Source organism: Stenotrophomonas sp. STEN018, from assembly GCF_056760235.1.
Genome location: NZ_JBRREK010000078.1, coordinates 1 through 12613 on the forward strand (window position 1 = coordinate 1; position 12613 = coordinate 12613).

A 12613-nucleotide genomic window follows, 5' to 3' on the forward strand; every position below is an offset into this window, starting at 1 on the left:
GGCGCGCGGCCCGGCCCCGCGCGCGCCCCCCCGCCGGCGGCCCCCCCCCCCCCCTCCCCGCCCCCCCCCTTTGCGCCCCGGCCCATGGGGTGGGCGGGGGTGGGGTTGGCTTTCCGCTGACTGACGCAACGCCAGCTTCGCGGCTTACGCCGCTCCTACACACGCCCCGGTAACGCCCCTGCCGAGCATGGCTCGGCACTACCGCAGGGCCTCAGCTACCTTGCAGCGGGGTCAGCAGGTGCGGGCCATTGTTGTCGACCAGGTTGACGCTGCCATCGGCGAGCGCGTCCGGCGAGAAACCAAGCTGCTCGCGGTCTTCGCGCCACGGCGCACGCTCCCGTGGGCCCGGCACATAACTCACCCAGCGCGCCTGCTCCTGGCCCTCGGCACCCCCGTTGTCCAGCGAATAACTGACCGGCACGCGCACGTTCCAGAACGGCTGCGCGGCCGCAGGGCCTTGCGTCGGAACCCGGAAGGTCCATTGCCTGGCTCCGGCCAGAGCACTCTTGGCCAGCAGCTCGCGGGCACGTCGCTGATCGTTCTCCCTGCTGAGGAAGGTAAGGTTTACCTGTTCGGCAAAGGCATCCTCGACCTTGCCGTCCCTGCCGACCTTGACCAGCAGGTAGACACTGCCGGAAACCCCGGCACGGAAGGCTTGCTCTGGATAGCGCGGCGGCTTCAGCGAGATACGCGCGATGTTCTCCGGATCGTCGGCATCGAGCCGCGTGAAATTGATGCCACGCAGGCTGATCTCATACCGGTCGGCATCCACCTTGCGGGCGATCACGCGCAGGCTCATCGGTGCCAGCGCGCGGACTGCGACGCCATCCCGGAGCACAGGCTCGAAACGCCATTTCAAACCCGCATCGCGCACCATGCTCACCACCCCGGGAGGCAGCTTGTCCTCTTTGTCCAGCTGCACTGCAGATACCGATCCGTCGGTTTCGATACTGACTTCGCCGCGGACCACCAAGCTGCTTTCAATCCGCTCGCGTACCGCCGCGATACCGCTACTGCCCTCTGCCCTGGCAACCACCGGCACCGTAGTCATCAACACCGCGCCAAACGCCATGGCCGCAAATACCTGTCGCATCGCACTTCTCCTTGTGTCCAGAACGCGGATTAAAGCGCAGCCCACGGGCCGCGACAAGCCTCAGGCGAGTCGCAGCGCGCGCGGGTACGGCGGGGTATCCGGGTACAGTCCTTGCCGGAATCCGGTCTGTAAACCCTGCCACCAGCCCGGATCAAACAGCTCACCAAACTTCTCCTGTACCACATCCAGCGACGACCGCGGCAAGCCCATGAACAACCCAAAGCGCTCAGGGAATATGTCGTTGGGCGCAACGTGGAACCACGGTTCGGCCGCCATCGCCTCCTCCTCGCTGCGCGGCTGTGGCCATTGGCGGAAGTTGCACTCGGTCACCAAGCACAGTTCGTCGTAGTCATAGAACACCGCACGACCATGCCGCGACACGCCGAAATTCTTCAGCAGCATGTCGCCGGGGAAAATATTGTTACAGGCCATGTCGCGGATCGCCTGCGCGTAATCCAGCGCGGCCGCGCGCGCCGCATCTGCGCTCTGCTCGCGCAGATACAGATTCAACGGTCGGAAACGACGCTGCACATAGCACAGCGCAATCTCCACTTCGTCACCATCAATACGCACACTTTGGCTGCACTCATTTACCAACTCCTGCAGCAAAACCCGCGCGAAACGCTGCTGCGGAAACCGCAGATAGCGATAGGGCTGCGCATCCAGCAAGCGACCAATGCGATCCAGGTTGAATACCAGCGCGTACTTGTCCTCTACGTCCTGTCGGCTCATGGTCTTGGGCCAGGCGAAGCGGTCGCGGATCAACTTGAACACCAGCGGGTAGCTGGGCAGGGTGAACACCGTCATCACCATGCCCGGCGTGCCATCAGCATGCACCAGCTGCTCGTTGTCGTGCTGTTGGAAGTGACTGAAGAAAGTGCGATAACGCTCGGTCTTGCCCTGCTTGGCACGGCCCAGCACGGTATAGATCTCATCGACCGGCTTGCCCGGCAGAATGCTCCGCAGGAACACCACCGCATCGGCAACGGTTGGCAGGTCGGCCTGGAAGTAGCTGCGTGACACGCCGAACAGATGTGCCACATCGCGACGGCGACTCAGCACAGCTTCGACGCGGATGCCGTTGCCATCATTCACCAGCGCAATCACACACGGCGAGAACCGATGCTCGCCGAATACACGCCCGACCAGATAGGCACGCCGTTCGCGATAGAACACGGTCTGCAACAACTCGATCGCGCGTACCGGATACGGCCCCCAATGGGCGAGGTCGTCCTGCAGTCGCACCGCAATGGCCGCTGCACAACGCAGCTGATGCAAATACGGCAGATCGAAGGCGTAGTCCGCCAACAAGCGTGAGAACGCCTCCACCGGCCGCGCCTCGGACACTGCGTAAACATGCCGCGCGACCGGATGGGTGATGGCGTCGGAGGGCTCGATGTCCAGCGCCATGAACTCGATGCTGTCATCCACGCCATGGGTGGCAAACAAGCGGCGGGTAAGTGTGTTGTAGAAAGTCTTGTAGAGCTCGCCGTCGATGCGGCCCTCGATCAACGCGGCGAAGTCTTGTTTGACCTGCCGCCACAACAGCTGCAACTCGCCACTGCCCTGCAACAGCTGATCCAGCTGCGCGCGGCACTGCGCGACACAGACGTCATACAGCTCGATGCGCTCTACCGCATCTGCTTTCGCGGCAGGCCAATCGCGACTACGGAAGCGCTCGCGTGCGCGTCGACTGATCTGGGCGAAATCGCGGTGGTAGTCCTCGAAGCCCTGCGCGATGCAGCTGGCGATGCTGGCGGCCAAAGTGTTGTCTGTAGCCAACTCGGTCATGAGGGCATGGCCTGACGGCGCTGAGATGCTGGATCAATGCAGGTACGGGGCAATCGCATGTGGGAGAACACCGGGGAGTTGCCTTGACCATACGCCACTGGCTGCTGTTCGGCACAGTGTTGAGGCCAGGTTGGCTTTGGCTTTAGCTTTAGCTTTAGCTTTAGCTTTAGCTTTAGCTTTGGCTTTAGCTTTGGCTTTAGCTTTGGCTTTAGCTTTGGCTTTAGCTCTGGCCTTAGTTTTAGCTTTAGCCCTTCTCCCGCCCGCGGGAGAAGGGTTGGGATGAGGGGAGCTTTGGCTTTGGCTTTGGCTTTGGCTCCAATGCAGCCACAGCCACCGTCACTCCCCAGACAACTCCGCCTGGATCTTGCGCCCACACTCGCGCGCACTCCACAGCACATGGCCAATCACGCTGCGCTGGCCGCAGGCGGCCATCAGCAACAGCGAGCCGCGCGGCAGCTGGATCGATTGCATCAATACCTTGCCTTCGCTGGCCTCCAGCATCAGCACGTCCATCGTGCCCAAGGCCAGCTCGCGGCCAACCGCCGAGGCCAGCGCCAGCATGGCACTGGTCATGGCCGCCAGTCGCTCACCGCTGGATGTCTCGGTCGCCGTCTGCGCCAATACAAAACCATCCACACTGGCAACCACCGCTGCACGCACGCCATCCACCGAGTTGGTGAACTCCTGCAGTCGTTGATCAATCGCGGCAACTTCCCAGTCTTCCAACAGTGCTATCGCCTTGGCCTCAGTCATGAGCATCCACCAAGGCCGCAGCTTCGACTTCGCCCATCAGCACATCCATCAACAGCATCACCCCATCCTCCGAGCGTGCGTCGAACGGCACCAGCGGCAGCGGTCTGCCGGCGGTCTTCTGTGCCTGCAGCAGGCAGGCATCAAGATCAACATCCGGCACAAGATCAAATTTGGAAACACCGATCACCGCTGGAACCGTCGCGGCGTGTTCGCGCAGCGCGAGCAGATAACGCTCCATTTCCAGCGCCACGTCGGGGCTGGAGGCATCGGCCAGAATGACCACGCCACGTGCGCCCTGCAGCAGCACTGGCCAGATGAAGGAAAAACGCTCCTGGCCTGGGGTGCCATACAGGCGCAGCCGATCACCATTGGGCAGATTCACATCGGCGTAGTCCATCGCCACCGTAGTCGCCAGCTTGGGTGAATTGACATCGGTGTTGAGCACATCGGTATCAATCACAGTGCCGCCCGCAACAGCGCGCACCAAGGTCGACTTCCCCGCCCCCATGGCACCCAGAATCACTACCTTGTGCTCGATCATGCATGGGTACCCGTGCGTTGACGGACGCTGCGCCACATCCGGGCCAGCAATGCACTGGCACCGACCTTGGCCGGCGCCGGCGGCGGTCCAGCTACGGGCTCCGGCACCTGCACCCTGGCATAGCCACACAGGTAGGCCGAGCGCATGAAGGCGCGGGTTGCGTTGCCATCCAGTTCCAGCAGCTCGGTGCACTCGGCAAGGGTGCAGGGCTTCTTCAGCAGCAGCGAGCAAAGCCTGAAACCATCGTGTTGATGGGCAAGCACGCGGAAGTCCGGCCAGCGCAGCAGACTCACCCGTGCGTTCTGTTGCAGACGTCGATCAAAATCGGTCCAGTTGTCGCCGTACTGCGCCATCTGCCAGAGCAGTGGCCGCAGCGGCTGCCGCGACAGGTTTTCCGCCAAGGCCTGGAAGCGCGCCAGCGACAGCTCCTGCAGGGCAAGCAGATCGAATACGTCACCCAGCTGCTGGGCCAGGCTTGGCCCCTGTATTGGATGCACGTAGAGCGGCACCATCTGGTCATGTTCGAAATCAATCAGCAATTGCGGCTGGCCCTGCAGTGACAGCACTGCGCGGCCCTGCTTCTCCTGCAAGCGTTGCCTTAGCAGGCGGGTGACCTGCTTGGCGCCGCTGGCCAGATACAGGCCATCGGTGGTGGTGGCCGTAGGAGGCGGTGCCAGCGCGTGCTGGATCTGCTTTTGATCCAGATGCAGCTCGCCGCTGCTGCGGCCATCATGTACGGCACCGGCGTCATCATGCAGCCACAGGCGCATCATCGGCCGCTTGCTGGCCATATGCTGGGCAGCACTGCGCAACGCCGGGGTATCGCGGACCAGCAGCAGATCACACTGGTCCAGATCGACACAGCGTTGCAGGCCCTCCGGGGGTAACCCTGCAATCTCCCTCAATCGCCCAAGGAGCGTCTGCTCCTCCCGGGTGTCCGAGCCCACTACCAGCACCCTGGTCATGCCTCTCCCCCTTTTGACGCGCCCGCGTCGTGCGATTCCCTGCGTGTCGAATGAGGCTATTCCAGATGCTGCATGTGAAAGGGTGATTGGACCCACAGTTCGATTTTTCAGTGGACCTTTCAGCACACGACCTTGGTCGTATGTACACACCGTCATCACACCGAAACAAAAAAACAGCTGCGCCTCGGTCGTGCGTATACGCCGCCATCACACGGAAACAAAAAAGCCTGCGCCCTTGGAGGACGCAGGCTTTCAATGTGCAACGCCGGCCATCAAAAAAACAGCCGTCGCTTTCTTCGTATCACTCAGCCCTTGAGGCTGGCGATGGCGGCATTGAGCGTAGCGCTCGGACGCATCGCCGGGCCGGCCTTGCCCAGATCCGGACGGTAGTAGCCGCCGATGTCCACGGCCTTGCCCTGCACTGCTGCCAGCTCATCGACGATCTTCTGCTCGTTGCTGGTCAGTACCTCAGCCAGCGGTGCGAACTTTGCCTTCAGTGCTGCATCGTCGTTCTGCTCGGCCAGGGCCTGCGCCCAATACATGGCCAGGTAGAAATGGCTGCCGCGGTTGTCGATGCCACCGAGCTTGCGCGACGGCGACTTGTCGTTGTCGAGGAACTTGCCGTTGGCAGCGTCCAGGGCATTGGCCAGCACAGCCGCGCCCTTGTTGTCGTAACGCTGGCCCAGGTGCTCCAGCGAGGCAGCCAGGGCCAGGAACTCACCCAGCGAATCCCAACGCAGGTAATCCTCTTCGACGAACTGCTGCACGTGCTTCGGCGCCGAACCACCGGCGCCGGTCTCGAACAGGCCGCCACCGGCCATCAACGGCACGATCGACAACATCTTGGCACTGGTGCCCAGCTCCAGGATCGGGAACAGGTCGGTGAGGTAATCACGCAGCACGTTGCCGGTCACCGAGATGGTGTCCTCGCCCTTGCGGATGCGCTCCAGCGACACCGCAGTGGCTTCTTCCGGCGACAGGATGCGGATGTCCAGACCGTTGGTGTCGTGGTCCTTCAGGTAGGTTTCGACCTTGGCGATCACCTGCGCATCGTGGGCGCGCTTGGCGTCAAGCCAGAACAGCGCCGGGGTGTTGCTCAGGCGCGCGCGGCTGACCGCGAGCTTCACCCAGTCCTGGATCGGGGCGTCCTTGGTCTGGCACATGCGCCAGATGTCACCGGCTTCCACGGCGTGTTCGAACACTACATTGCCGGCTTCATCGGTGACCTTGACCACGCCATCGGCGGCGATCTGGAAGGTCTTGTCGTGCGAGCCGTATTCCTCGGCCTTCTGCGCCATCAGGCCGACATTCGGCACCGAGCCCATGGTGGCCGGGTTGAACGCGCCGTGCGCCTTGCAGTCTTCGATCACCGCCTGGTACACGCCGGCGTAGCAGCGGTCGGGGATGACGGCCTTGGTGTCCTGCAGCTTGCCTTCGGCATTCCACATCTTGCCGGAGTCGCGGATCATCGCCGGCATCGAGGCGTCGACGATCACGTCCGACGGCACGTGCAGGTTGGTGATGCCCTTGTCCGAGTTGACCATGGCCACGGCCGGACGCTTGGCGTACTCGGCGGCGATATCGGCCTTGATGGCAGCCTGCTCGGCTTCCGGCAGCTGCGGCAGGCGTGCGTACAGATCGCCGATGCCGTTGTTGGAATCAAAACCAATCTGGGCAAGGCTGGCGGCGTGCTTGGCCAGCACGTCCTTGTAGAACTCATCGACCACGATGCCGAACATGATCGGGTCGGAGACCTTCATCATCGTCGCCTTCAGGTGCAGCGAGAACAGCACGCCTTGGCTCTTGGCATCGGCGATCTGTGCATCAACGAAGGCGGCCAGCGCCTTGCGGTTCATCACCGAGACATCGACGATTTCGCCGGCCTTGACCGCGGTCTTGGCCTTCAGCACAACGGTGTTGCCGTCGTTCTGTACCAGCTCGATCTTCAGGCTGCCGGCGTTGGCCAGCGTGGCCGACTTCTCGCTGCCGTAGAAATCACCGCCGTCCATGTGCGCGACGTGCGACTTGGAATCGGCAGACCAGGCGCCCATGCGGTGCGGGTGCTTGCGGGCGTAGTTCTTCACCGACAACGGTGCGCGGCGATCGGAATTGCCTTCGCGCAGCACCGGGTTGACCGCGCTGCCCTTGATCTTGTCGTAGCGCGCCTGGATGTCGCGCGACACGTCGTCGGTCGGCGCGTCCGGGTAGTTCGGCAGGATGAAGCCCTGGTCCTGCAGTTCCTTGATCGCGGCCTTGAGCTGCGGCACCGAGGCCGACACGTTCGGCAGCTTGATGATGTTGGCTTCCGGCTTGGTAGCCAGTTCACCCAGTTCGGCCAGATCATCGCTGATCTTCTGCTCGTCCTTCAGGAAATCCGGGAACTGCGACAGGATGCGGCCGGACAGCGAGATATCGCGGGTTTCGACGGCAATGCCGGCGGTCGCGGTAAAGGCATCGACGATGGGCAGCAGCGACTGCGTGGCCAGGAACGGAGCTTCGTCGGTGAGCGTGTAGATGATCTTCGGCGTATTCGACATGGGGGCAAAAACTCTCTTGCTGACGGATGCGGTGCGTGGAATAGCAGCGGCGATCGGGCGGGCGCACGGCCATCCAGTGGGCCGGCGCGCAATCCCTACCCGGCTGCCGGATGGGGAAACCCTCGCATTGTCGCGTTTTCGACCGGAGCGGGCAAAGCAAATCCATACGCCAAGGTAGGGAGCGGCACGCCATCTGCGCTAGGAGATGGCGCAGGCCTTGCGCTGTCTTGCTCATGCCGATTGCGGCGGCGGTGGTCTCAGCTGCAACCACCCGCGCTGTACACGGGCGGGGGCGGACAGTGCGCAAATCAAGGTTCGCGCGCGCAGCTGTTCACTGGAGCGGGACAGGGTGTGTTGCCTGTAGGAGCGGCGTAAGCCGCGAAGCTGAGGTTGCCTCAAAGCCATGCATCTGATGATGTCCCTGCTTCGCGGCTGACGCCGCTCCTACAAGAACAATCCGATGCCAGAGTCAGGCATCGGGTTAGGCGTGACTCAAAAGCTCCAGTGAATCGACCTACGGTTCAAGCGGACAAAAAAAAAAAAAAAAGGCGCAGCCTGGCGGCTGCGCCCATGCGTATCACCGGCGGGAGAGAGTTGCGCCGGCTAACGCCTTACTCACTTCACCTCGAACTGCTGCGGCGTACCAGCAGCCTTGCCATCGACGGTAACGTCGGCGGTGTACTTGCCCGCCGGCCACGGCTTGGCGTTGGCGAATTCGATATTGGTGGTACCGGTATCGGTGGCATTGAGCGTGGCGCTCTGCTCACCGGCGGTCTGGCCATCCTGATAGGTCAGCTTGGCAGCCACCGGCACATTGCTGGCGGTGCCACTGGTCTTGATCGAAACAATGATCTTGTCCTTGGCAGCCAATACAGCAACCGGCACCACTGACATATCAGCCGCCGCAGCGTTGCCGACAGTCACTGCGGTAACCGCGAGAACCGGGGCGGCAGGCGCTGCCTCAACCATCGGCGCCGGGGCGGTTGCGGCCGGCGGCGGGGTGGGCGCAGCTTCTTCTTTCTTCTTGCAGCCAACCAGTGCCACGGCACCGACCACAGCGATCATCAGGGCACTGCTAAGCGAAGTCTTCTTCATGAATTGCTCCGAATCTGGTTTGAAGTTGCGTACGTATTGGCGCGGGCTCAGCCCTGACGCGCCGGAATTTTCAGCGTCTGTCCTGGGCGGATCTTGTCCGGGTCATCGAGGACATCGCGGTTGGCATCGAAGATCTTCTTCCACGCATTGCCATCGCCGAGCAGGTTCTTGGCGATCTTGGAGAGGTTGTCACCACTCTGCACCGTGTATTCCTGCTCACCAACGATCTCTTCGGTGCTGGTCACTGTTGCCGTGACACCAGAAAAATCCGCCTTTTCCACCACCTGTTCGGTGCTGGTGACGGAGCCGGTGACACCGGAAAAATCGGCTTTCTTATCCGTACTGCTCATCCAGGCTGCTCCTCCGTGACTGACTGGAAGCAACGATTGCACGACGCCTGTTAAGGTTTCATCGTGCCAACGTAAAAACCAGCGTACGCAGCTGAATGTTTATTGACGCAGGTCGCGGATCGGCGCGCTGGCGGGCAAACCCGGACTGGCCCGGCGCGGATTGATGTCCAGGCCGCCGCGGCGGGTGTAGCGCGCCTCCACCTCCAACGTGGCCGGCTGGCAGCGCTGGCTCAGCTCCAGGAAGATCCGCTCCACGCACTGTTCGTGGAACTCGGCGTGGTCGCGGTAGCTGACCAGGTAGCGCAGCAGCCCTTCGCGGTCGATGCGTGGGCCATGGTAACGGATGCTGACGCTGGCCCAGTCCGGTTGACCGGTCACCGGGCAGTTGGACTTGAGCAGGGCCGACACCAGGGTCTCACTGACCACGCTGCCGGCATCGGCCAGCAGCAGGCTCGCCTCGGGCGGGCCATAGCTGTCGATGGCGACATCCAGGTGATCGATGCTCTCGCCCGGTGCCTGCGCTACCGGCGGCAGGCCGAACTCGACCCGCACATCGGCACCGGCACAGGTCGACAGATCGGTGGCGATGCGCTCGCGCACCGCTTCAGCACGATTGAAACGCGCCCCGTTGAGCGAGTTCAGGTACAGCTTGAGCGACTTGGACTCGATCAGGTTCGGCGAGGTCCCCGGCACGTACAGGGTGGCGGTTTCCACACAGGGCTTGCCGCGCGCGTCCAACCAGCCCAGCTCATAGATATGCCAGCGGTCCTCGCCGACGAACGGCAGCTCGCTGCCCAGACCGATCTCGGCACGGGCGCCGGCACGCGGGATCGGGAACAGCAGACTGGCGTCGTACTGACGGGGGTAATCGACCTCGCGGCCGAGGCTGGAATCTTGGGGAGTATTCATTGGCACAGTGTAATTGCGCCAGCTTGAGCGCCGGATATACCGAGGCGCTCTTTCGATGGAAACTACCGCCGCGCGCGGATTCAGTTCAGCAACCGCGACCACCACGATTTGGCCGATTTTGCCTGCGGTATCGCTTCGCTCACCAAGCGCATCACCTTCCGTTCCGGGTCCAGCGCCGAGGGGCCATAGACCACGCGGATGCGTTCTTCATCGGTAGCGCCGAGGGTGTCGCCATCGCTGATGACCATGCCGTGCTCGATCAGGTAATCGACGATGCCAGTGAGCCGATCGAAAACGCCCTGAGCACTGTCAGTGGTCTCGTTGATCTCGATGTCCATCAACCCCAGCATGTCCATGCCGCGGGTGTGGCCGGTCATCACCCCATCCGGGCGCTCGCCGACGTTGATCGCCACCCAGGCGATCGGCACTGGCTCGGGCAAGGTGGCCTGGGTCAGTTCGCGGAACAGACCCGGCAGCACCACGTGATTGGCACTGCCGAAGTACACCGCCTGGATGCTGTCCGACACGGCAATGGCCGAGGCCAGTACGCGGCTGAGCAGCGCGGCCTGGGCGACGAGGTTGGCTTCCTGTCCGTTGTCGCTGAATCCCATCACGGTGACGATGGTGTGTGCGGCGTAATCCACCGGTGCCGGTGTGGCGTCCGGCCACAGCCGGCTATGCGCGCAGATCTGCTCGATGTCATCGCCGATCTGCACCGGGATGGGCATCAGCGCGATCAGAGCATCACCGTACTCCAGGCATTGCATTGGCGAATCGTCAGCGTCGGCTTCCTTGTCCCCGTCGCCGCCGGACGAGACTTCGCCCAGCCGCAGCAGCGACTGGTCCAGGTCTGGCCAATCGCTGCGCATCTGCACAAGCAGGGCTTCGGCGGTGAGCGCGGGGTCGAGCTGCGACTGCAGCAGCATGGCCAGGCTGGGGCTCATGGGGCTCCTTCTTCTTCCTTGTAGGTAGCCCCTGACACTACCGCTACTCAGCCAGCCTTGCCACCGTTGAGATAGTCCAGCGACACCTGCAACAGCGCGCGCAGACCTACGTCCAACGCCTTCTCGTCGAGCAGGAACTTGGGCGAGTGATTGCTGGGCGCGGTCGCCGGGTCGATGCCGGCACCGGTGGAGCCGACAAAGAAGAACATCGATGGCACTTGCTGGGCATACAGCGAGAAGTCCTCCGAGCCCATCTGCAGCGGCGGCTCGTAGACATTTGCTTTGCCTACCACTGCCTGCAGGCTGGGCAGCATGCGTGCGGTCAGGGCCGGATCGTTGACCGTGGCCGGGTTGCCGTCCTTCTCATAGATATCGGTGACCGCAGTGGCGCCATGCGCGGCAGCGGTGTGCTCGGCGACATTACGCAGGTCGGCGAAGATCTGCTTGCGCATATCCGGGTCGAAGGTGCGGATGGTGCCGACCATTTCCACCGAGTCAGGAATGATGTTGTAGCGGATACCGCCCTTGATCGCGCCAAAGGTGACCACCGCCGGCTGCTTGGACAGATTGACGCGGCGGCTGACGATGGTCTGCGCGGTACCGATCAGGTCCGAGGCCGCGACAATCGGGTCGACCCCGTTCCACGGTGCCGAGCCGTGGGTCTGGCGACCATTGACGGTGATGCCGAAGCGATCGGAGGCGGCCATCAGCGGGCCACCGCGCACCGCGATCTGGCCGGCCTGCACACTGGAGAACACATGCAGGCCGAACACTGCCTCCGGCTTGAAGTCCTTGAACAGGCCTTCCTTCAGCATCAGGTCGGCACCGCCCTGCTCCGGCGGCGGCGCGCCTTCTTCGGCGGGCTGGAAGATCAGCATCACCTCGCCGGGCAGCTTGTCGCGCATGGCCATCAAGGCATCGGCCACACCCAACAGGGTCGCGGTGTGGGCGTCGTGGCCGCAGGCATGCATCACCCCAACCTGCTCGCTGCGGTACTCCGCGGTGGCCTTGGAGGCAAACGGCAGGCCGGTCTGTTCGGTGACCGGCAGGGCGTCCATGTCGGCGCGCAGGGCGATCTTCGGGCCGGGCAGGCCGCCCTTGATGATGGCCACCACGCCGTGCACGGCCACCCCGGTCTTAGGCGTCAAGCCCATCGCACGCAGGCGCTCGGCGACCTTGGCGGCGGTGCGCTCTTCGCGATTGGAGAGCTCCGGATGGGCATGGAAGTCGCGTCGCCAATCCACCACTTGTTGCTGCAGGCGAGTGGCGGCAGCCGCCACCTCCGGCCGTTGGGCGGCATCCTGGGCCTGTGCCAGCGGGGCAAGGACGCATAGCAAGGCGGACAGCAACACGGTCTTACGGGCCATCAGCAACTCTCCTTCCAATCGGGGACAGGGTGACTGTAGGCCAATCATGGGCCAAGCGGCGGCTGGCGGGGAACCAACACCATGTAGGTGATCCGCTGTAGTGCCGAGCCATGCTCGGCTGGGGACGTTCCCGGCATCGCATCAGCATGCAGCTGCGTTGTGGGAGCGGGGGGGGGCCCGCCGCCCGGCCCCGGGGGGGCCCCCCCCCCCGGGGGTTTTGGGGGGGCGCCCCCCGGACGGGGGGGGGCGGCGCCGCGCCCCGCCGGGG

Annotated in this window: 12 protein-coding genes; 1 reads left to right on the forward strand and 11 read right to left on the reverse strand. The window is 63.4% G+C overall.

Annotated features, from left to right (window positions below; translation table 11 throughout):
- Nucleotides 1–211 precede the first annotated feature (211 nt).
- Nucleotides 212–1093, reverse strand: a complete 882-nt coding sequence (locus ACVOMB_RS19315; protein ID WP_481532673.1) for an energy transducer TonB — start codon at nucleotides 1091–1093, stop codon at nucleotides 212–214.
- A 60-nt stretch (nucleotides 1094–1153) separates the two neighbouring features.
- Nucleotides 1154–2884: a bifunctional isocitrate dehydrogenase kinase/phosphatase gene (gene aceK, locus ACVOMB_RS19320; RefSeq protein ID WP_481532674.1), complete on the reverse strand. Its 1731-nt coding sequence runs from the start codon at nucleotides 2882–2884 to the stop codon at nucleotides 1154–1156.
- 130 nt (nucleotides 2885–3014) lie between these two features.
- Here aceK and ACVOMB_RS19325 point away from each other — a divergent pair, with 130 nt between their 5' ends.
- On the forward strand, nucleotides 3015–3167 hold the full coding sequence (locus tag ACVOMB_RS19325) for a hypothetical protein (RefSeq protein ID WP_481532675.1): 153 nt from the start codon (nucleotides 3015–3017) through the stop codon (nucleotides 3165–3167).
- 53 nt (nucleotides 3168–3220) lie between these two features.
- Here the strand turns inward: ACVOMB_RS19325 and ACVOMB_RS19330 are convergent, their stop codons facing one another.
- From ACVOMB_RS19330 to ACVOMB_RS19370, 9 genes are all read right to left on the reverse strand, one after another.
- On the reverse strand, nucleotides 3221–3637 hold the full coding sequence (locus tag ACVOMB_RS19330) for a roadblock/LC7 domain-containing protein (RefSeq protein ID WP_481532676.1): 417 nt from the start codon (nucleotides 3635–3637) through the stop codon (nucleotides 3221–3223).
- The gene (locus tag ACVOMB_RS19335) at nucleotides 3630–4178 is read right to left on the reverse strand and encodes a GTP-binding protein (protein ID WP_481532677.1); all 549 of its coding nucleotides are present in this window, start codon (nucleotides 4176–4178) and stop codon (nucleotides 3630–3632) included. Before ACVOMB_RS19335 ends, ACVOMB_RS19330 begins: the two co-directional genes overlap by 8 nt.
- Nucleotides 4175–5143, reverse strand: a complete 969-nt coding sequence (locus ACVOMB_RS19340) for a hypothetical protein (RefSeq protein ID WP_481532678.1) — start codon at nucleotides 5141–5143, stop codon at nucleotides 4175–4177. Before ACVOMB_RS19340 ends, ACVOMB_RS19335 begins: the two co-directional genes overlap by 4 nt.
- A gap of 305 nt (nucleotides 5144–5448) precedes the next feature.
- A complete protein-coding gene (locus ACVOMB_RS19345; protein WP_481532679.1) occupies nucleotides 5449–7680 on the reverse strand; it encodes an NADP-dependent isocitrate dehydrogenase in 2232 nt (743 codons plus the stop codon).
- Between the two features lie 615 nt (nucleotides 7681–8295).
- A complete protein-coding gene (locus ACVOMB_RS19350) occupies nucleotides 8296–8775 on the reverse strand; it encodes a hypothetical protein (RefSeq protein WP_481532680.1) in 480 nt (159 codons plus the stop codon).
- A gap of 47 nt (nucleotides 8776–8822) precedes the next feature.
- The gene (locus tag ACVOMB_RS19355) at nucleotides 8823–9125 is read right to left on the reverse strand and encodes a LysM peptidoglycan-binding domain-containing protein (RefSeq protein WP_481517079.1); all 303 of its coding nucleotides are present in this window, start codon (nucleotides 9123–9125) and stop codon (nucleotides 8823–8825) included.
- A gap of 99 nt (nucleotides 9126–9224) precedes the next feature.
- Nucleotides 9225–10034: an NADPH-dependent 7-cyano-7-deazaguanine reductase QueF gene (gene queF, locus ACVOMB_RS19360; protein ID WP_481532681.1), complete on the reverse strand. Its 810-nt coding sequence runs from the start codon at nucleotides 10032–10034 to the stop codon at nucleotides 9225–9227.
- Nucleotides 10035–10114: 80 nt separating this feature from the next.
- Nucleotides 10115–10978 (reverse strand): DUF4261 domain-containing protein, encoded by an 864-nt coding sequence (locus ACVOMB_RS19365; protein ID WP_481532682.1) that lies wholly within the window; start codon nucleotides 10976–10978, stop codon nucleotides 10115–10117.
- Between the two features lie 47 nt (nucleotides 10979–11025).
- Nucleotides 11026–12345 carry an amidohydrolase gene (locus ACVOMB_RS19370; RefSeq protein WP_481532683.1) on the reverse strand — a complete coding sequence of 440 codons (1320 nt, stop codon included), beginning with the start codon at nucleotides 12343–12345 and terminating at the stop codon, nucleotides 11026–11028.
- Between the last annotated feature and the right edge of the window lie 268 nt (nucleotides 12346–12613).

Excerpts from the sequence above, each read along its gene's own strand:
- ACVOMB_RS19315 (WP_481532673.1), bottom strand. The coding sequence starts at position 1,093 with ATGCGACAGGTATTTGCGGCCATGGCGTTTGGCGCGGTGTTGATGACT.
- aceK (WP_481532674.1), bottom strand. The coding sequence starts at position 2,884 with ATGACCGAGTTGGCTACAGACAACACTTTGGCCGCCAGCATCGCCAGC.
- ACVOMB_RS19330 (WP_481532676.1), bottom strand. The coding sequence starts at position 3,637 with ATGACTGAGGCCAAGGCGATAGCACTGTTGGAAGACTGGGAAGTTGCC.
- ACVOMB_RS19335 (WP_481532677.1), bottom strand. The coding sequence starts at position 4,178 with ATGATCGAGCACAAGGTAGTGATTCTGGGTGCCATGGGGGCGGGGAAG.
- ACVOMB_RS19340 (WP_481532678.1), bottom strand. The coding sequence starts at position 5,143 with ATGACCAGGGTGCTGGTAGTGGGCTCGGACACCCGGGAGGAGCAGACG.
- ACVOMB_RS19345 (WP_481532679.1), bottom strand. The coding sequence starts at position 7,680 with ATGTCGAATACGCCGAAGATCATCTACACGCTCACCGACGAAGCTCCG.
- ACVOMB_RS19350 (WP_481532680.1), bottom strand. The coding sequence starts at position 8,775 with ATGAAGAAGACTTCGCTTAGCAGTGCCCTGATGATCGCTGTGGTCGGT.
- ACVOMB_RS19355 (WP_481517079.1), bottom strand. The coding sequence starts at position 9,125 with ATGAGCAGTACGGATAAGAAAGCCGATTTTTCCGGTGTCACCGGCTCC.
- queF (WP_481532681.1), bottom strand. The coding sequence starts at position 10,034 with ATGAATACTCCCCAAGATTCCAGCCTCGGCCGCGAGGTCGATTACCCC.
- ACVOMB_RS19365 (WP_481532682.1), bottom strand. The coding sequence starts at position 10,978 with ATGAGCCCCAGCCTGGCCATGCTGCTGCAGTCGCAGCTCGACCCCGCG.
- ACVOMB_RS19370 (WP_481532683.1), bottom strand. The coding sequence starts at position 12,345 with ATGGCCCGTAAGACCGTGTTGCTGTCCGCCTTGCTATGCGTCCTTGCC.